Source organism: Flavobacterium johnsoniae, assembly GCF_030388325.1.
Taxonomy (GTDB): Bacteria; Bacteroidota; Bacteroidia; order Flavobacteriales; family Flavobacteriaceae; genus Flavobacterium; species Flavobacterium johnsoniae_C.
On record NZ_CP103794.1, the window covers coordinates 2884983 to 2905423 of the forward strand.

The 20441-nt window shown below is 32.2% G+C and carries 17 protein-coding genes; 3 read left to right on the top strand and 14 right to left on the bottom strand.

Features of this window, described 5'->3' with window-relative positions:
* Positions 1 to 206: 206 nt before the first annotated feature.
* Both gyrA and NYQ10_RS12560 read left to right on the top strand, forming a co-directional pair.
* Complete coding sequence (gene gyrA, locus NYQ10_RS12555) at positions 207 to 2852, top strand: DNA gyrase subunit A (protein ID WP_289876676.1); 2646 nt, start codon at positions 207 to 209, stop codon at positions 2850 to 2852.
* A gap of 40 nt (positions 2853 to 2892) precedes the next feature.
* Positions 2893 to 4164: a tetratricopeptide repeat protein gene (locus NYQ10_RS12560; protein WP_289876677.1), complete on the top strand. Its 1272-nt coding sequence runs from the start codon at positions 2893 to 2895 to the stop codon at positions 4162 to 4164.
* Between the two features lie 75 nt (positions 4165 to 4239).
* On the opposite strand, the gene NYQ10_RS12565 is transcribed toward NYQ10_RS12560, so the two are convergent.
* The 8 genes from NYQ10_RS12565 to NYQ10_RS12600 all read right to left on the bottom strand — a co-directional run bounded on the left by NYQ10_RS12565 (position 4240) and on the right by NYQ10_RS12600 (position 13793).
* Positions 4240 to 4656: an OsmC family protein gene (locus tag NYQ10_RS12565; RefSeq protein ID WP_276174269.1), complete on the bottom strand. Its 417-nt coding sequence runs from the start codon at positions 4654 to 4656 to the stop codon at positions 4240 to 4242.
* Positions 4657 to 4918: 262 nt separating this feature from the next.
* Positions 4919 to 6886, bottom strand: coding sequence for a DUF349 domain-containing protein (locus NYQ10_RS12570; RefSeq protein WP_289876678.1), 1968 nt, complete (start codon positions 6884 to 6886; stop codon positions 4919 to 4921).
* Positions 6887 to 7125: 239 nt separating this feature from the next.
* On the bottom strand, positions 7126 to 7872 hold the full coding sequence (locus tag NYQ10_RS12575; protein ID WP_289876679.1) for a lipid A phosphoethanolamine transferase: 747 nt from the start codon (positions 7870 to 7872) through the stop codon (positions 7126 to 7128).
* A 69-nt stretch (positions 7873 to 7941) separates the two neighbouring features.
* Positions 7942 to 8694 (bottom strand): shikimate dehydrogenase family protein, encoded by a 753-nt coding sequence (locus tag NYQ10_RS12580; protein ID WP_289876680.1) that lies wholly within the window; start codon positions 8692 to 8694, stop codon positions 7942 to 7944.
* Between the two features lie 2 nt (positions 8695 to 8696).
* A complete protein-coding gene (locus tag NYQ10_RS12585; RefSeq protein ID WP_276174265.1) occupies positions 8697 to 10091 on the bottom strand; it encodes a tetratricopeptide repeat protein in 1395 nt (464 codons plus the stop codon).
* Between the two features lie 206 nt (positions 10092 to 10297).
* Entirely contained in the window at positions 10298 to 11491 is a 1194-nt protein-coding gene (locus tag NYQ10_RS12590; RefSeq protein ID WP_289876681.1) for an aspartate aminotransferase family protein, read from the bottom strand.
* Between the two features lie 84 nt (positions 11492 to 11575).
* Positions 11576 to 12055: a hypothetical protein gene (locus tag NYQ10_RS12595; protein ID WP_289876682.1), complete on the bottom strand. Its 480-nt coding sequence runs from the start codon at positions 12053 to 12055 to the stop codon at positions 11576 to 11578.
* Positions 12056 to 12086: 31 nt separating this feature from the next.
* Positions 12087 to 13793, bottom strand: a complete 1707-nt coding sequence (locus tag NYQ10_RS12600; protein ID WP_289876683.1) for an OstA-like protein — start codon at positions 13791 to 13793, stop codon at positions 12087 to 12089.
* Positions 13794 to 14167: 374 nt separating this feature from the next.
* Here NYQ10_RS12600 and NYQ10_RS12605 point away from each other — a divergent pair, with 374 nt between their 5' ends.
* The gene (locus tag NYQ10_RS12605) at positions 14168 to 16039 is read left to right on the top strand and encodes an alpha-amylase family protein (protein WP_289876684.1); all 1872 of its coding nucleotides are present in this window, start codon (positions 14168 to 14170) and stop codon (positions 16037 to 16039) included.
* Between the two features lie 58 nt (positions 16040 to 16097).
* On the opposite strand, the gene NYQ10_RS12610 is transcribed toward NYQ10_RS12605, so the two are convergent.
* The 6 genes from NYQ10_RS12610 to NYQ10_RS12635 form a co-directional block, all read right to left on the bottom strand.
* A complete protein-coding gene (locus tag NYQ10_RS12610; protein WP_289876685.1) occupies positions 16098 to 17156 on the bottom strand; it encodes a glycoside hydrolase family 130 protein in 1059 nt (352 codons plus the stop codon).
* Between the two features lie 68 nt (positions 17157 to 17224).
* Positions 17225 to 18004 carry a superoxide dismutase gene (locus NYQ10_RS12615; protein WP_276174260.1) on the bottom strand — a complete coding sequence of 260 codons (780 nt, stop codon included), beginning with the start codon at positions 18002 to 18004 and terminating at the stop codon, positions 17225 to 17227.
* Positions 18005 to 18012: 8 nt separating this feature from the next.
* Positions 18013 to 18282 carry an acyl-CoA-binding protein gene (locus NYQ10_RS12620; protein WP_276174259.1) on the bottom strand — a complete coding sequence of 90 codons (270 nt, stop codon included), beginning with the start codon at positions 18280 to 18282 and terminating at the stop codon, positions 18013 to 18015.
* Positions 18283 to 18936 carry a phosphatidylserine decarboxylase family protein gene (locus tag NYQ10_RS12625; RefSeq protein WP_289876686.1) on the bottom strand — a complete coding sequence of 218 codons (654 nt, stop codon included), beginning with the start codon at positions 18934 to 18936 and terminating at the stop codon, positions 18283 to 18285. It abuts the gene before it with no gap.
* On the bottom strand, positions 18926 to 19816 hold the full coding sequence (locus tag NYQ10_RS12630; RefSeq protein WP_289876687.1) for a phosphatidate cytidylyltransferase: 891 nt from the start codon (positions 19814 to 19816) through the stop codon (positions 18926 to 18928). The genes NYQ10_RS12625 and NYQ10_RS12630 overlap by 11 nt, the downstream gene beginning before the upstream one ends.
* Before the next feature lies 1 nt (position 19817).
* A complete protein-coding gene (locus tag NYQ10_RS12635) occupies positions 19818 to 20423 on the bottom strand; it encodes a lactate utilization protein B/C (protein ID WP_289876688.1) in 606 nt (201 codons plus the stop codon).
* Between the last annotated feature and the right edge of the window lie 18 nt (positions 20424 to 20441).

Here is a 20441-nt window from a genome sequence, read left to right on the forward strand (position 1 = left end):
CCGTACCCATCGAGAATGCTTGTCAGCTAATAGACGAAAAAAAAGGCAATAAAAGCGTTAAAAAACGCTTAATTTATTAACTAAAAGCGAAATTAAAGTTGTTAATAAATCATTTAAATAAGTGTAAGGAAATAGCTGAAAAAATTTTAAAAAAACGTATCTTGGCACGCTTTGAAACTAATATAATTATTTAAACATAACAACTTATGTCTGAAGGAGAAAAGTTAATTCCCATTAACATTGAAGATGAAATGAAGTCAGCTTACATCGATTATTCGATGTCGGTAATTGTATCAAGAGCACTTCCTGATGTTAGAGATGGCTTGAAACCAGTGCATCGAAGAGTTCTCTATGGAATGTATGATTTAGGTGTAACTTCTAGATCTGCCCACAAAAAATCTGCAAGAATTGTAGGGGAGGTTCTGGGTAAGTACCACCCACATGGAGATACTTCTGTGTATGACGCGATGGTTCGTATGGCTCAGGAGTGGAGTATGCGATATTTATTGGTTGACGGGCAGGGTAACTTTGGTTCTGTAGATGGTGATAGTCCAGCAGCAATGCGTTATACTGAGGCTAGAATGCGTAAAATTTCTGAGGAAATTATGGCAGATATCGAAAAAGAGACAGTTGATTTTCAATTAAACTTTGACGATACATTATACGAACCAAAAGTAATGCCTACAAAAGTTCCAACTTTATTAGTAAACGGAGCAACAGGTATTGCAGTTGGTATGGCAACTAATATGCCGCCGCACAATTTAACTGAGGTTATCAATGGTACTTTGGCGTACTTAGATAATAATGATATTGAAATTGATGAATTGATGACTCATATTAAAGCACCAGATTTTCCAACTGGAGGTGTGATATATGGTTATGAAGGTGTTCGTGAAGCTTTTAAAACTGGTAGAGGACGTATTGTAATGCGTGCAAAAGTTGGTTTTGAAGAAGTTGACGGAAGAGAATGCATCATTGTTACTGAAATTCCTTATCAAGTTAATAAGGCCGAAATGATTAAACGTACGGCTGATTTAGTTAACGAGAAAAAAATTGAAGGTATTGCCAATATCCGTGATGAATCGGATAGAAGCGGTATGCGTATCGTTTATATCTTAAAACGTGATGCTACGCCAAACGTAGTTTTAAATACCTTATATAAGTATACTCAATTACAATCTTCTTTTAGTGTAAATAATATTGCATTAGTTAAAGGACGTCCTCAATTATTGAATCTGAAAGATATGATTCATTATTTTATTGAGCACCGTCATGATGTAGTAGTAAGAAGAACACAATTTGAATTACGCAAAGCGGAAGAAAGAGCTCATATTTTAGAGGGATTAATCATTGCTTCTGATAATATTGATGAAGTTATTGCGTTAATTAGAGGGTCTAAGAATACTGATGAAGCAAGAGAAAAGTTAATCGAAAGATTTAAATTATCAGATATTCAAGCTCGTGCAATTGTTGAGATGCGTTTACGTCAGTTAACAGGTCTGGAACAAGATAAATTAAGAGCTGAATTTGAGGAATTAATGAAGTTAATCGAGCATTTAAAAGCTTTATTAGCAGACATTAATTTAAGAATTGATTTGATTAAAGAAGAGCTTACAGAAATTCGTGATAAATATGGTGACGAACGTCGTTCTCAAATCGAATATTCTGGTGGAGATGTAAGTATAGAAGATTTAATTGCTGACGAAAGTGTGGTTATTACAATTTCACATGCTGGTTATATCAAACGTACAAACTTATCTGAATACAAAACTCAAAATAGAGGTGGAGTTGGACAGAAAAGTGCTGGAACAAGAGATCAAGATTTCTTGGAGCATATGTTCGTAGCAACAAATCACCAATACATGATGTTCTTTACGCAAAAAGGAAAATGTTTCTGGATGCGTGTTTACGAAATTCCAGAAGGAAGCAAAACAGCAAAAGGTAGAGCAATCCAAAACTTGGTAAATATTGAAAGTGATGATAAAGTAAAAGCTTTCATTTGTACGCAAGATCTAAAAGATAAAGATTACATCAATACGCACAACCTTGTAATGGTAACAAAACAAGGTCAGGTTAAGAAAACTTCTTTAGAGAAATATTCTAAACCAAGAGCAAATGGTGTAGCCGCTATTACTATTAAAGAAGGTGATGAGTTAATTGGTGCACAATTGACAAATGGAGAAAGTCAGATTATTATGGCTGTGAAGTCTGGTAAATTAGTTCGTTTTGAAGAAACTAAAACACGTCCGATGGGAAGAACTGCTTCTGGTGTTCGTGGAATTACTTTAAAAGATGAAACTGACGAAGTAATCGGAATGGTAACTGTTGATAAAAATGATATTGCTGAATCTCAAATTTTAGTTGTAACTGAAAATGGATACGGAAAACGTACCAAATTAGTTGACGAAGATGGAGAAGATGTTTATAGAATTACAAACCGTGGAGGTAAAGGTGTGAAAACGCTTAATATTACTGAAAAAACAGGTAAGTTGATTTCCATTAATATGGTAACTGATGCAGATGACTTAATGATTATTAATAAATCTGGATTAACAATCCGTATGGCAATTGAAGATTTACGTGTTATGGGACGTGCAACTCAAGGCGTTAGGTTGATTAATCTTAAAGGAAAAGATTCTATTGCTGCGGTAACAACTGTAATGAAAGAAGATGAACCAGAACAAGTTGTAGATGAAGATGGCAATGTAATCGAATCTGTAATTGAAAGAGTTAAACCTGATTTAGAAGTTCTTGAAGATGACGGAACTGTTGAAGAAGAAGATGACTCAGACGATGAGGAAATAGAAGAAGAAGACGAAGCTGAAGGCGACGACGAAGAATCTGAGGAATAATATTAAATTGAATAAAAATTAAATACAAACAAATATCATTATGAAAAGTAAATATGTAATACTTGCTTCTGCATTATTGATCTCTGTGGCTACATTTGCTCAAAAAGATCAAATTAAAAGTGCTGAAAAAGCTTTAAAAAGTGGAGATGCTCAAGGAGCGGTTACAATTTTGACTGGCGCAGAAAGCCTTGTTGCAAATGCAAAAGATACAGAGCAGGCTCAGTTTTATTTTGTAAAAGGAAATGCTTATTTAGATCTTGCTAACAAAAAAATTGACGAAAGTAAAAACTTATCTTTAGCAGCTGAAAGTTATAAAAAGTTAATCGAGGTTGAAAAAGCATCAGGAAAACAAAAATATTCTACAGATGCAGCAACTTCTATCACTAACATTAAAGGGTTGTTGATTAATTCTGCAATTGCTGATACTCAAGCAAACAAACATAAAGAAGGTGCAAAAAAATTGTACGATGCTTATGAGTTAGACAAAAAAGATACGATTAACTTATACTACGCTGCTTCTACAGCTGTTAATTCACAAGATTTTGATCTTGCATTGCCAATGTACGAAGAGTTAAAAAAATTAAACTATTCTGGAAAAGGAACTTTATTCCTTGCTACAAATAAAGCAAGTGGAAATGAAGATAACTTTAGCAGCGCAAAAGATAGAGATTTAGCTATAAAATTAGGAACTCACGAAAAACCAAAAACAGAAGCTATTCCTTCTAAAAGAGGTGAAATTTACAAAAATTTAGCTTTAATCTTAGTTCAAAAAGGGCGTACTGAGGATGCTAAAAAAGCTATCGCTGATGCAAGAAAAGCAAATCCAGAAGATACTTCATTAATTTTAACAGAAGCTAATTTATATCTAGAATCTAAAGACTTTGAGACATACAAAAAATTAGTTGGTGAAGCTTTAGAAAAAGATCCAAATAATGCAGATTTAGTATTTAATTTAGGTGTTATCAGTGCTGGTGCAAAAAACAATGCTGATGCTGAAAAATATTATTTGAAAGCAATTGAAATTAATCCTAATTATGCAAATGCTTATTTAAATCTTGCTGCTTTGAAATTAGAAGCTGAGAAACCAATTATCGACGAGATGAATAAATTGGGTACTTCTGCTAAAGATATGAAACGTTACGATGTTTTAAAGGCGCAAAGAGAAGGTGTTTTTAGAGGAGTGATTCCTTACCTTAAAAAAGCAAATGAATTAGATCCTAAGAATGAGGATGTTGCTAAAACATTATTGGGAGTTTACAAAGCGTTAGAAATGACAGCTGAGGCAAAAGCTTTAAAAGCTACAATGAACTAATTTTTAGTTTTCTATATTTAAAAAAAAACCATCCCGTTTTTACGGGATGGTTTTTTTTATGTTTAAATAAGATTTTTAAAGCAAGGTTGCCGATAATGTTATTGTCGTATTTAATAATTTAGAAATAGGGCAGATCTCTTTTGCTTTTGTAGCAGTTTTTTCGAATTCTTCTGCTGATATTGAAGGAACTTTACCTTTTAAATCTAAATGGATTAAAGTAATCGAGCCATCTTCAAAAGTTACTGTAGCTTCTGTAGTTAAATCATCTGCTGTAAAACCTCCTTCGTTAAGCAGAAAACTTAATTGCATCGTAAAACAGCCTGAATGAGCTGCAGCAATTAATTCTTCTGGATTTGTTCCAACTCCGTCTGCAAATCTTGTTTTAAAAGAAAGTTGTGCGTTATCTAGAGTAGTGCTTTGAGTGCTTATTGTTCCTGTTCCTTCCATACCAGTTCCTTTCCAGTTGGCATGCGCTTTTCTTGTAAATTTCATATTCTTTTAATTTAAAAATTGATGTTAAATGTTATTTGTTTGACTGCTTATTAATAGCTGTAACTCAAATATAATCAATATTTTGCAGAATAGTTTTATGAAATTTAATGAGAATGTTAAGTTTTAGGTCTTTTATAGAAAGTTGGATTGTGTTTTTAACGCAAAGAGCGCAAAGAAAAAAAACAAAGTTCGCAAAGCTTTTATAAACTTTGCGAACTTTGCGTAAATCTTGGTGCTCTTTGCGGTAAAATATGAGCAGTTTTTATTCTTGTCCTAAGTTTCGAAGTTGTTTCAATTTATCTTTCCAAACTTCGAGACTTTCTTTATGAATTGCGATGTTTTTTCGAACTTCAGTTACAATAGAATTCTCTTTTTTTGCATTCTTAGTGTTTGTAAAGAATTGGATGTTATTTTCTAATTGGAAAATCTCATTTTGAACTTCTTCAATTTTACGCATAATGAAGATTTTTTCATTATCTAGCTTGCGCGTATCGTTACTATCTGATAAAGAATCAATTCGGTTTGCAAAACGCATCATTTCAGATTCTTTTTTGCTTAAACTTAGTTTTTCAAAAAGTGCATCTAAAATTTTATTGAATTTGCCTTCAATATGTCTTCTTGAAAAAGGAACTTTTCCAAATCCTTTCCAAGTTTCAATATGAGCTTTTATAGCATCTAAATCAGTTTTATGATCTCCAGTTAGTTGGAAGGCTCTTAAAGTATCTAAATAAGCTTTTTTATTGTCAAAAGCTGCAACTTCTTCAACGTTTTCTTCAGATTTGTGTTCTTTTAATTTGTCAAAATAATGATTGCAAGCATCTTTAAATTCTTTCCAGATTTTGTCTGAATATTTTTTCGGAACGTGACCAATTTGCTTCCATTCTTCCTGAATTTGTTTCATTATAGGAGTTGTAGAAGCGAAATCTGTACTTTCTTGAAGGTCTTTTGCCTTTGCAACAAGAGCCATTTTTTTATTTAAATTATCGTTTTGATCTTTCTTAATGTCTTTATAGAACGAATTTTTGAATGCGTTGAAGTTTCTTACTGCAGTTTTAAAAGCCGCCCAAGTTTCTTCATTTACTTCTGATGGCACTTTTCCTGCTGCGAAAAACTCATTTCGCAACGCTTCTACTTTTTGAATTTGCACAAGCCATTGCGAGTGAGAATTTACTTTTTCTGTTCCTAGAGCTTCAATTTTAGAAATAATTTCTTTTTTAACTTCAAGATTTTGTTGTTCGTTAGCTCTTTGGCTTTCAAACAAAACTTCTCTTTTGTCATGAATTTTTTTAGTTAATTCACTAAATTGATTCCAGATTACATCACGATGTTCTTTAGAAACTGGACCAATTTCTTCTTTCCAGATTCTGTGTAAATCTTGCAGTTCGCGGAAAGATTTGTTTACATCTGCATCGTTAACCAATTCTTCAACGCGAGCGATAATCTTTTGTTTTAACTCCAGATTATGTTTAAAATCTAAATCTCTTGCTTCACGGTCTAAATGAAGATAATCATAGAAATTTTCAACATGAAAATGATAATTATTCCAAACGTGATTGTATTTGTCTTTTGGAATTGCACCTGCATTTTTCCATCTTTCTCTTAATTCATTAAAATGCTTAAGAGTGTCTTTGATATTTTCCTGTGGATTAATTAACTCTTTTAATTCTTCAACAATTGCCAGACGATTCTCTAAATTTGATTTTAAATTAGTCTGTAAATGTTTAAAATGAGCATTTCTTTTTTCTCTGAAAATATTGTAATATTCATCAAATTTTAGTTTCAGAGGTAAATGATACTCAAATTCTTCGCTCGGATCAGGATTTGAAGCTAAAAATTCTTCTTTTTTCTCCTCTAGAAGATGGTGATATTGTAGTAAAAAGGCCTTTTTGATTTCTTCGATATGATCTTTTACAGACATTATTTTGTCTAGATTGACCATTTTTTTTAGCTCATCGACAAGTGCGTCTAGAGAAAAAGTGTTATAATCTTGCATAGGAATATCGTGACGCTCCTTCAAAGTTTCGTCTTCACTTTCTTCTGCATTCGAATTTGTAATTACATCTAAAGCTTCCTGATGAATATTTTCATCATTTTCAACTTCTGAAGCTGAGTTTTCAACTGGAGCTTCAGACTCAGATATCTCAATTGCATCATTTGTTGCAGAATCGTTTATTTCGATTCCATCTTTTCCGTCTGCTTCTTGCAGGTTATCATTCTTTTCTTCTAACATCTTTAAAATGTATAAGGTTTTTATTTTACAATGCGAAAGATAGTAAAGGTGTTTCTAACTACAAAATAAATCGCTTGTTTATGCGCTATTTTACCATGAAATTCCTATTCTTTGCATTAATTAAGTATTGTGTTGGAAATGTTTTGATATAATGTTTAAAGTATCTTTAAATTCAGAATAATTATCTTTTTTTAGATTCTACTTTAATAAATTCAATTTTGTAGGGAACTATTTATTTTTTAGAAAAGGATTAAAACACCCATTTCAATTCCAAAATTATAAGTTCTATTTGCTCCGAAACCAGCACTTGGGTGAATGTAAACTAAATTATTTGGAGTAATTTTTCGACCAAATTCAACAAAGGCATTATTTTGAAAAGCGTCTAAAGTTGAATTATAACGAAAAGCAACATCGCCGGCAACCCAGTTCTTTCCAAAAAAGTGAAGCAAAACATTTTCAAAAAGTGTAACACTTATATCATTTCGATCATTTTCTCCCGCAAAACTGCCTTGATATTCTAAAGTAGAGAGCCAGAGAAACTTTTTTTCTGAAAAATATTTTCCGTAAACAACCGCGGGCATTACAACCCATTTTCCTGTGCCAAAATTAGGATCTGCAGCGGTGTTTGCATAAACCCTTGTTCTTAAGGCTATTCCGTTGCTATTTCGCATGTACGGAATATAACTAATTCCCATGCCGACATCTCCAATAGCTGTTTTATTTATTGAGTTGGTATTTGCCGAAATTAAAGGAAGATCGAAACGTAAGTTCCAGGCTTTGTTGCCGATCGGTAATAAAACTCGAACTTGTGTAGTATTAAATGATCCGTTGTCAGTATCTAAATATTCGTCAAAGAAAATAATTGTTTTAAGAAAATAATGATAACGAGGCTCAGAAAAAGGACTTTGCAAAGTATCATTTTCTTGTGCCTGAAGTAGATTGTGAAATAAAAAAAATAGAATGCTAAGTAATTGTATTTTCTTCATAACCACTTGTTTATAAGTGATTTAAAAATACAAAAAATACGTTAACATTCTATTTTTTTGGGTATGATTTTATTTATTCCAGATTTTCCAAGCTTTTTCGGCTTGAAAAATAAGCATGTCAAGACCATTTTTTATAACCGCACCTTTTTCTTTTGCTTTTTTTAGAAAAGTAGTTTCAGCCGGATTATAAATTAAATCGTAAGCAATATGTTTTTCTGTAAAGAACTCATAAGGCAAGTTTGGACAAGCATCAACGTTTGGACTTGTTCCAACTGGTGTACAGTTAATTATGATTTGAAAGTTGTCAAATGTTGTAGCATTAATCAAATCATAATCAATTATGTTTTCTTTTGCTTCTCTGGAAACAAATGTATACGGAATATTTAATTCGTCTAACGCGAAAGCAACACCTTTAGAAGCGCCACCAGTTCCTAAAATAAGGGCTTTTTTATGGTGAGGCTCTAATAATGGTTCTAAAGATTTTTTAAATCCGTAATAATCAGTGTTGTATCCTTTTAATTTTCCGTTTTTGGTAAATTTTATAGTGTTAACAGCACCAATTAAAGTTGCTTTTTTTGATAGTTTATCTAAGAATGGAATTACTTGTTCTTTATATGGAATAGTTACATTTAATCCTTTTAAATCAGGATTGTTTTTAATCAATTCTGTAAAATAGTTAATTTCAGAAATATCAAAATTTTCGTAGCTGTTACCAGCAAAAACTTCATTGTCAAATTTTTCTGTAAAATAACCTTTTGAAAATGAGTAGCTAATGTTGCGTCCTAATAATCCAAAACGTCTTCTTAATAAAATATCAACCATTATTATTTTCTATGTTTTTCTATATAATTTTTTACTGTTTTTCTTGACCAAACTACAGGAAATAAATCTTCAATTAAGATATAGTTATCAAAATTTAATCGTAAACCATTGCTTAAATGAAATTTAGCTTTTGTGTTATCTTGGATCATAAAATACAATCCAGCTAAACGATATTCGATTTCGTTTTCTTCAGGAAAATATTCTGTAGCCTGCAATAAAGTCTGAATAGCACTTTCGAATTCGCCTAAAAATTTAAGAATATCAACCCAAAACAACCAAGTATCAAGTGCGTAATCTCCAAATTCTACCGCTTTTCTATAGCCAAATTCTGCTTCTTCAAAAAAGTTCATTTGTTTGTTGATAGTAGCGTATCTTTTCCAATACAAACGATTTTGATTGTCGATTGCTAAAGCTTTATTTACAAAAAACAATGCTTTCTGATAGTTTTTCTGGCGAAGATGAAAATCAGTAATCGCAATCCAGCCTTTATCTAAAAGCGGATCTTCATGAACCGTTTGGTTGTAATATTGAATAGCTTTTGCTAAGTTTCCAAGCTTTTCATAACATTTACCAATTCGAAGTAGCGCATACGATGTTGCATCGTCTAATTCGATGGTTCTGTTATAGCTTTCAATCGCTTCGTTGTATTTTTTTAGGCGTTCGTAAGCTTTTGCTTTTTCCATAAAAGCACCTAAAAATTCATCATCAATAAGTGTTGCATAATCAAATGCTCGAATTGCATTTTCATATTCCTTTACACCGTAATGAAGGCGACCAAGCTGATGCCAAGCGATTTCGCTGTAAGGATTTCTGTTGATATATTCGTTCAGATAAACAATCGCTTCTTGATTTTGATCTAAAAATTCAAAGCAATATACGACGTTATAAAGAGCAGATTGGTCTTCTAAATCTTCTTCAAGACATTTAATGAAGTTTTCTTTTGCCAATTCAAGATTATCCATAAAAAGATATTCCATTCCGATCAAGTTGTACACATCGGCATAATCATCAGTATACTGCAAAGCAATTTTTAGTAATTCAACTGCTTTTTCGTGCTGATCTCTCTTGGAACAAATATTGGCTTTTTGGATATAAATTTCCTCGTTGTTTGGTTCAATTGCGTATAACTCATTCAAAAGCTTTTCTGCTAACTCGAGTTTGTCGTCATAAACCAGCATTTCTACTTGTACTAATTTTAAGCCCGTAGATTTTGGGTGCTGGTCTAACGCAAGTTTTAAGGCCTTTTTTGCTAAATTAGCCTTACCTATGTCTAAATAATGAAGAATTATTTCTTCGAATTCTTCAGAATCAAAAAAGAGTACTTTGTTAGTTTTTAACATAGACTCAAATTTAGATAGGGATAGGTTATAATCTTCTTCTTCGTTGCTTAATTGCATACTTCGTTATTTTGAAATTAGCCTACTATAAATTTAGGCAACCATATAATTGTTGTAAGGATAAGAAATTAATTGTTTTGAACAATTTAATTAACAATATATAGCGTTTTTTATTCTGTTTTTGGAAGAAATCTCTCTTATTATTAAGGGATTAGCTTCGGTTTTGTCAATTTTTAATTCTGGTCTAAAAAGTATAAGCTTAATTTTTAAGCTTTGCTCTTTTTTAAAATTTCATCCATAACTTCCAAAATAATTGCGCAGCCTTCTCTAATTTCGTTTTCTGAAATAGTTAAAGGCGGTGTAATTCTAATTGCGCAACCTTCAAATAAAAGCCAGAATAAGATCAATCCTTTATCTTGGCAATTTAAAATGACTTCATTAGTGATTTCCGCAGATTCTGTCATGGCAGCCAGCATTAATCCTTTTCCTCTAACTTCTGTAATCAAAGGATGTACCAAAAGCGATCTGAAGAGTTTTTCCTTATTTAAGGTTTCCGACATCAAATTTGTTTCAGTTAATTCTTGCAAAGTAGCCAAACAAGCTGACGCAATGACAGGGTGTCCACCAAAAGTAGTAATATGTCCTAATTTTGGATTTTCGGTTAAAAGATCCATTTTCTCGGCAGAAGCTGTAAAAGCACCAACTGGCATTCCGCCACCCATTCCTTTTCCCATTACAACAATGTCTGGAATAACATCGTAGTTTTGAAAACCAAATAGTTTGCCTGTTCTTCCAAATCCTGGCTGAATTTCATCAACAATCATCAAAGCTCCAACTTCATCGCAACGTTTACGGACTTTTTCAAGAAAATTGTTTTCTGGCTGAATAAAACCTGCTCCGCCTTGAATAGTTTCTAAAAGAATCGCGGCTGTTCTAGTTGTTATTTTTTGTAGATCTTCTTCGTTATTAAAAGTAATGAAATCTACATCTGGAAGCAGCGGTCTAAAAGCTTGTTTTCTTTCTTCAAAACCCATAACGCTCATAGAACCCATTGTGTTTCCGTGATAGGCATTATGGCAAGAAATCAGTTGACTGCGACCCGTAGTTCTTTTGGCTAATTTTAAAGCACCTTCAATTGCTTCAGTTCCAGAATTTACTAAATAGGTTTTATTTAAAGATTCTGGAAGGAGCGAAGCCATTAATTTACAATATTGAACGGCTGGACTTTGAGAATATTCACCATAAACCATTACATGAGAATATTTGTCTAGCTGATCTTTTATCGCTTGATTTACTCTCGGGTGTTGATGCCCTAAAGTACAAGCCGAAACTCCGGCAACAAAATCTAAATATTTTTTATCGTTTGTGTCGTATATGTAAGAACCAATGGCATGAGAAACCTCCATTCCCAATGGATAAGGAGAAGTTTGTGCTTGATATTTTATAAAATCTGGATTCATTTTTTAGGTACTAAATGGCAAAGGTAATAAGGTTTTGAGATTTTAAAGTTAATTCTATATAATCTTTAAAATTTTTGTCAGTTCTTATTTTTTTTCAAGTGATTCAATATCTAATACGTCAGTTAAACGATTTAAACTGTTTTTAGATAGTCTTTTAAAAGCAATTCCGATAAATAAAAATCGGATTATTAAGAGTTGGCCTAATGCTACAATTAGAAACAATAAAAATAAATGGACAGCTTGACTAAATAACTGAAAAATAAAACCAGCTATAGGCAAACACAATAATATAGCTGATAAAATTTGAAATGGTTTATTGATTTCTATCTTAACAACTCCACTTTTGTTGATGATTTCCCCAGTTAAAACGCAAAAAGCGCCTCTTCCAATTTCTGAAGAAATTAACCTGAAATTGTTATCGCTAATAATTCCAATAAAGGATTTGTCAGTTATTTTAGAACTTAAGCTTTCAGAAATTAATGTTCTTCTTTTTAGACGTTCTAGAGATTCTGTCGGTTCTCCTACCAATTTGAAACAGTAATTGTTTGTTGGAAATATTTTCATTCTTTGTTGGTTCTCTAGAGTTTGAAAAATACTACTTGCTGTTTTTTTGAGTTTCTTTCGAAGCAGGTTTTGCAGCAGGTTTCTTTTTATCGTAATTCAAAGTTTCCTTCCTGACTTTCATCGGAACATTTTTACCTTTTTCTTCTTCCTCTTTGCCTTGTTTAATAAGTTTTTCGTTCATTTCATTGTCCTCCGCAGTAAAAATATCATCTTTAGATTTTATTCTTTCATCGGCACGCCAAACCATTCCGCGCAGTTTTCGAGCATTTTCAGGCAATTCATCTTCTGGATAAATATCTCCATCAACTTTATTGAAAAACGTAATTGTTTCTATTGCATTATTTTCCAATATCATATTGATTTTACTGCTGACATTTTTGTTGATTCCAATCAATTCGTTGGTATTATTTCTCATAAAATACACAACTTCAGTATTTTTAATAACATCAACATCGTGAAGTTTTCCATCTCGGAATTTTCCAAATAAATTCAGCCCTTTTACCTGATTAAAACCAGTTCCGAGCGTATCCCGAGAAATGACAAAAGTGTTGTTGAGAACTTTTAAAGAGTCAATTTTTCTGGTCTGATTGTCACCAATTAAGTGCATAACATCTCCAGTAATCTGGCTTTCTCCGTTCCAAAGAATCGGTTTTCCAATTAATTTTGTTAATGCAGTTTTGGAGTCTGAATGTATAGAATCACACTTGCCACTCATATCGATTTTAAAAAAACGAACATTTTTATAAGCTCTCAAAATTCTTTCTCCTTCTTTTCCAGTTACCATAAGTTTTTGACCATGAATATAAACCGAATCATTTTCAACCAAATTAATGGCAACGGCTCTTTTAGTAACAAACATAGAATCTTTAAGCTTGTAAAGCTCGGCATAATGTCCTTTTACAATTCCTTTATTGATAGAATCTGTAATTTTTACATTTCGCGTTGCCGATGCAAATTCGGTATTTCGATTATAAAATAAACTATCGCCTTCTATTAGTCTGTCATCATATTTGATATATGATTTCCTGAGAAAATGCGCTAGATTCTTTTTTGTATCGTAAAAACCTTTTTCTGTATAAATGTAATTTTCTTTACTCGTAATAGTCGAAGGCCCAAGTAAATAAGTGTGTCCAGAATTACTGTAATAATCCAAATGATTCGATTTGATTACATATTTTGGATTCGTAATCACAACTTCGGTTAAAAACTGAAATTTCTTTTCTGTAGCATAATATCTTCCAGATTTACTTACCAAAGTATTATCTTTATTGACAATTGTACCTTTTGTATTGTAAAAAGCTTCTTGAACATTTCTATCAAAATTAATAGTATCTGTTTGCAGGGTTGCATCTGGAGAAGTCATAACGGCATTTCCTGTAGCAAAAGCTTTTTTGAAATTTCCGTTATATTCGGCATATTTACTGTTTAGAAATAAAGTATCTCCTTGATTTAGTTGAACATCTCCAAAAGCCTTTAAATAATTTTCTTTCTTAAAAAGATAGGCTTTATTACAAGTCATTGTAACGCCATCATGAATTAATTTTACGTTACCGCTAAGTAGTACTCCTCCTGGCACCAAAGCTTCATTAACTTGAACATCGTCCGAGTTCTCTATAATTATTTCTTTAGTTTTTTGTCCTTGTGCTTGTGTTTTAGCTTTAGCTTTTACTTGTGCAAATGTAGATTGGATGCTTAAAAAAAGCAGACCGTAAAATATGTAAAAGAGTGATTTCTTCAACTGATTAAATTTTTGTCAAATTTATGAAAAAGGATACAACCTCATATTGTTATTAGCATTAATTTATGTGTTTATTTTTTAAGGTTCAAAAGGTCAGAGCAACAACGGTTCAAAGTTTTTTATTTAAAATTCTTCGGATTTATGAAGGTATAAATTGCCTTTATTTATTTGAGTCTTTGTCATTTTGAATCCCATCAATTTTATCAACAAATTAAAGAACTCTCACGTTGTAGTTGGTGTTTTTGGAAGTTGAAGAAGACAAATGAAAGTAACTTTCTTTTAAGTTTTAAAAAATAAACTAAATTTAGTTGTTGGTTTTGCGATTTTGTATCGTTTCTAAAACCTTTAAAAGAAAAGATTAGATTAAAAAAAATATGATAAAAAGTAAGTTTATTGCTGTCGGAATCGCAACAACCATGCTGTTTTCAGGATGCAAAACAAAAGATTTAAAAATGAGTGAAGTAAAAGAAAATCATTCTAATGATAAGAAAATTGTAGTATATCAAGTTTTTACACGCCTATTCGGAAATAAAAATACCAATAACAAACCTTGGGGGACAATTGAGGAAAACGGAGTTGGAAAATTTAATGATTTTACAGATAAAGCACTTCACGAAATAAAAGATTTAGGTGTTAATTACATTTGGTATACAGGTGTGCCACATCATGCTTTGGTAAATGATTATACAGCTTACGGAATCTCAAATGACGATCCAGAAGTAGTAAAAGGACGTGCGGGTTCGCCTTATGCAGTAAAAGATTATTATAATGTGAATCCAGATTTGGCGGTTGATCCTGCAAAACGTTTGGAGGAATTTGAAGCTTTGATTAAACGAACGCACAACGCGGGTTTAAAAGTGATTATCGACATTGTTCCGAATCATATTGCTAGAAAATATGAAGGGAAATCAAATCCTGAAGGCGTAAAAGATTTTGGTGCAGATGATGATGTAACGATTGAATACAAAAGAGATAATAATTTCTATTACATTCCAAATGAACATTTTGAAATTCCAGATGGCGATAATCCTTTAAATGGAGAAAAAAATCCTTTAATTGATGGGAAGTTTGATGAAAACCCCGCAAAATGGACAGGAAATGGTTCTAGAAAATTCAAACCAGATCAAAATGACTGGTATGAAACGGTAAAAGTAAATTATGGCGTTCGTCCTGACGGAACCAAGGATTTTCCTGAACTTCCTGCGGGATTTGATCAAAAATCATATCAAGAACATTTTGCTTTTTGGCAAGATAAAGATGTGCCGAATTCATGGAAAAAATTTAGAGATATCGCTTTATACTGGACAGCAAAAGGGGTTGACGGATTTCGTTATGATATGGCAGAAATGGTTCCGTATGAATTTTGGAGCTACATGAATTCTTCAATCAAAATGAAAAATCCTAAAGCATTTCTATTGGCAGAAGTTTATAATCCGAATGAATATCGAAATTACATTCGTTTAGGAAAAATGGATTATTTGTATGATAAAGTAGAAACTTATGATAAACTGAAAGATGTTATTCGCGGCAAATCTTCTCCTGACGAATTAACAAATATCCAAAAAGGAATGTCTGATATTGAACATCATATGCTTCATTTCTTAGATAATCATGATGAACAGCGTTTGGCAAGTCCAGAATTTGCGGGAACTCCAGAAAGAGGAAAACCTTTAATGGTTGTGTCGGCAACAATCAGTACTTCTCCAACCATGATTTATTTTGGGCAAGAAGTAGGAGAGGCAGGAAATGAAGATGCAGGTTTTGGAAAACGCTCAAGAACTTCGATTTTTGATTACATTGGAGTTCCAAATCATCAGCGTTGGATGAACGATGGAAAGTTTGACGGAGGGCAATTGTTTGAATCAGAAAAACAGCTTCGTGATTTTTACAAACGTTTGCTGAATTTTACCATAAATAGCAGTGCTTTGATGGGAAATTTTGAAGAAATTCAATCAGCAAATCGTCAAAATAATGAAGAGTATGATGCTTTGTTGTATTCTTATGTTCGTTGGTCAGAAAAACAAAAACTAATTGTGATTGCAAATTTTTCTTCAGAAAAAGAAAGCGAATTTGAATTAAAAGTTCCTTCGACTATTATTTCAAAATGGAATCTAAAAGACGGTTCTTACGTACTTGTAGATAAATTATATTCAGATAGCAAAACGTATCTTACCGTTAAAAATGGTGAAGGTTCTGCAAGAGTAAAAATAAAACCTTCTGAATCTTTTATTTACGAAGTAAATTAAGTTTAATAAAAAACAGAAAAGTGCTTAGATCTAATGAGATTTAAGCACTTTTCTGTTTTTATATTTCTTTTAAAAGCGAAAGAATTTCTTTAATTGAAAAGGTAGCGCCGCAGACAAATTCATCTGATGCGCCATAATAAATAGTCAATGTATCGCCGTCAGGTTCCAGAATGTGACCGTTTGTAAAAACCACATTTCCAAAAAATCCGCTTAATTCATAATCCGTTTTTGGAAACATTATAGGTTCTTCAGTTCTTGAAATTATTTTGGAAGGATTTTCTAAATCCATTAAAAAAGCGCCTAAACAATATTGATGCGCTTCGTTTGCGCCATGATAAATCTCAAGCCAGCCTTTTTCAGTTTTTATCGGAGCAGCGCCAGCACCAACTCTTTTGCTATCCCAAAGATTTTTTCTAGTTTTTACAAGGCATTCATGATTTCCCCAATGAATGCCATCTGGAGAAGAAGCAATCCAAATATAATTACCACCAATATCTACACTGCTCGGGCGATGTAAAGCGTAAAATAATCCGTTTATTTTTTCTTCGAAAATCGCACAGTCTTTGTTGTGAGCAGGAAAAATCATTCCGTGTTTTTCAAAGTTTTTCCAGTCTGTTGTAGTTCTTAAACCAACGCCAACACCATTGTCAGAAACAGAAGTAAATGTCAGGTAATATTTCCCTTCAATAAAAGATACACGGCAATCTTCAATTCCAAAAGTTTCTAAAATTCCTTCGCCAACCAAATGTGGATAACCTTCGGGTTCGTAAAAGTGTTTTCCGTCTTCACTGCATAATAATCTAATGTGCGATAAAGTTGTTAAATAATCTACACCTTGATAATTAATTACACGGGCATCTGTTGCTGTAAGTTCAGGATGATCTTTTGCGATTTCAATAATTTGAATAGATCCTGTATTTGTTAAAATTGGAAACGAAATAATATTTCCTTTTTGCTTAGGTCTTTCGGCAACTCGCACAGCAAGCCAGATTTTATCCTCAAATTGAAACACACCAGGATTTAATAAACAGCTAATTTCTAAGCCTTCTCTGCTAGGAGGTAAATCTGACGGAGAAAGTAATGGATTTTCTATAAAACGATTGGCAATATCTTTCATGTTCTTGATTTCTAATTACCATTAAGTTATAAAAAAAAGCTGATACTTAAATTGTATCAGCTTTTCTTTTATACTTTTTTAACCTTTTTGAGGGCTTCGACGTAATATTCGTTTACTTTCTCCCAATTAATATGCTGGTAGAAAGCATTAATATAACTTCCTTTTCTATTTTGATAATCTAGATAATAAGCGTGTTCCCAAAGATCAATTCCCATAATTGGAGTTCCCGGAATTAAAGCATTTCGCATCAACGGATTATCTTGGTTTTCAGTTGTTGTAATTTGTAATTTTCCGTATCTATCTACAACAAGCCAAACCCAACCTGAACCAAATTGCTTTTCAGATTGTGCTTTAAATTGATTTGTTAAATTATTAAAAGAACCAAATTCTTTATTGATAGAACCTGCTAAAGTATCTTTAGGAGTTTGTTCTTTCGGAGTCAAAATATTAAAATAAAGCGTATGATTATAATAACCGCCGGCATTCTGACGAAGTTTGGCATTATTCAAATCCATCTTTTTTAAAATATCTTCAATCGGCATGTTTTCGAACTCAGTCGAAACGATTTCCTTATTAAAATTATTTGTGTAAGATAAATAATGTTTAGAATAATGTGTTTCTAAAGTCAAAGTTCTAATATCTGGAGCAAGACCGTCATAATTAAATGGCAGTTTTGTCATTTCAAAAGAACCTGGATCGGCTTTAACGTCATTTGGAGAACCAATAGATATTTTTTCTTCTTTAGTTGGAAGCGGAACTTCAACAACCTCGACCAGCTTGTCTTCTTTACAGGAAAATAATAGTAAAAATGAAGCTAAAGTGCTAAAAAGAACAACGTTTTTCTTCATAATGTTATTTATTTTGATGTTAATGAATTGATAATCTCAATGTAATTTTCTTTGGCCTCATCAATAGAAATATGGCTTATCTGCATCCAAGCATTGGTTTTAAAAGCGTCTCTCAAATCGAAATTTTCAGATTGATTGTAAACGGCAGTTCCAAAAGTTGCTTGTTTATAATACGCATACAATCTCAGCTGCACATCTTGCGGCAGCGATGCCTGAGTCATTGTCATAGCAATTTCTACAGCTTTAGCAAAGCGAATATCTAAATCTTTATCAGCCATTTATGCCTTTGTCGCAATAATTGTTTTTCCACCAATTGCTTTCTGATTTAACTCAACATTAATCGGTGTACCTAAAGGTAAAAATAAATCTACTCTTGAACCAAATTTTATGAAACCTGCATCTGTTCCTTGAACAACTTGCATTCCTTCTTTAGCATAATTTACAATTCTACGCGCCAATGCGCCAGCGATTTGTCTGTATAAAATTGCTCCAAAAGTTTCATTTTCGATAACTACTGTAGTTCTTTCGTTTTCTTCACTAGCTTTTGGGTGCCAAGCTACAAGAAACTTTCCTGGGTGATATTTGCTAAATTTAATAATACCATCCATTGCGTAACGTGTTACGTGCACATTGATTGGCGACATAAAAATAGAAACCTGTAAGCGTTTATCTTTAAAATATTCTCCTTCATAAACTTCTTCAATAACTACCACTTTTCCATCTACAGGAGCAAGGATATGGTCGCTGTTTCTAATTGCAATTCTTTTCGGATTTCTAAAGAATTGTAAGATAATAATCAAGATTAAAAGAGCTGCAAATTGAACAAGCATTCTCAGCCAAGAAATATCGATGAATTTATCAGCAATTAAAAGTACAGCTACTGTAAAAACAGTACCTAATAAAATAGACGGGCCACCTTCTTTATGAAACATAATATAAAATTTGATAAAATAAAAATATAATTGGTGCTACAAATATAACACTATCTAATCGATCTAGAATACCTCCGTGTCCTGGCATAATCGAACCGCTGTCTTTTATACCGGCAATTCGTTTAAATTTAGATTCTATTAAATCTCCAATAGTTCCAAAAACGCTAACAATTAAAGCGATTATAGTCCATATTAAAATTGATTTACTACTAAATTCAGGATTTGGCTGAATGTATAATTTAGAAATTAAAAAACCTGCAAAAGCTGCAAAAACAACACCACCAAGAAATCCTTCAATAGTTTTTTTAGGAGAAACGCGTTCAAACAGTTTGTGTTTTCCCATGGATTTTCCAACTAAATAAGCGAAAGTATCATTCGTCCAAATCAACACAAATAATCCAATAATAATCTTTGGATTATAATCATTTGTTCCAAAAGAAATTTTAACGATGAAAATAAATGGAAGCGTAATATATCCTAATAAATACAGGTATTTTGAAGACGTACTTATTTTCTGAACAGAATCATAAAACAGAAATATGATGCATTTTATTGAAACCACGATTGTAATAGCAAGAAGCACTAAATCCAATTGTTTGATATTGGTTTCTAAGCTAATATTGGAGTTAAATGTTTCATTTAGAAATTTGCTCGTTTGTTTGTTATAATGACTTACGAGAATAGTTGTAGAATAAACTAAAATTCCAAAAAGAATAGAAAACACTTTGTTTAAGTTTACGATATTAGAAAATTCGTATATCGTAATAATTAAGAAAACGCCAAAAAGAGTGATGAAGCTTTCTGTAGAAAACAATATGGAAGCTAATAATAAAGCGATATAAACAGCACCAGAAATGGTTCTCTTCAGTGTTTCGTTCATCTTAAAGATCTTCTAAAAGCAATAAATAAAGGTTTTTAGCAACACTTCCGTATTGTGTAAAATCTTCTTCTTTGGCTTTTTCGAAATATTTTATGGTAGTAATGTTAGTAGGATAGTCCCTTTCGTATTTACGTTTTATAGCGCTCAATCCGTCGCTTTTCATTGGCAAAATTTGGCTTGTTGTAGCAATAATAACAATGTTTGCTGGTAATTCGTTAGGTTTATTTTGTCTAATCTGTTTCGAAGAAAACAAGATAGAGCCTTCATCAGCTATAAGATTTTCGCAGCTGGCTAATAAAAATTTTGGTTTAGTTGGAGCAATATAAAACAATTTGTTTTCTTCTAATAAGCTAAAAAGTGCTGGTTCATAACATAAAACTTCACTTTCAAACCAATCATTCTCTTCTAAGATGTTTTCAAACTGTTCAGAAACTTCATCTGTGTTTTCACAGTACAAGAATTTACCTCCATTTTTTTTAAAATTGAAAATAAATTGCTCGTCTAAAGATAAATGACTGTTCTGTGCAGATGTGCCTGCATATTCGCTTTCGTGCTCTTCGTCAGAAGCGGCTTCACTTGAGCCAAATATTTTTTTGAAAAAATTCATTTTTTATATGAAATACTT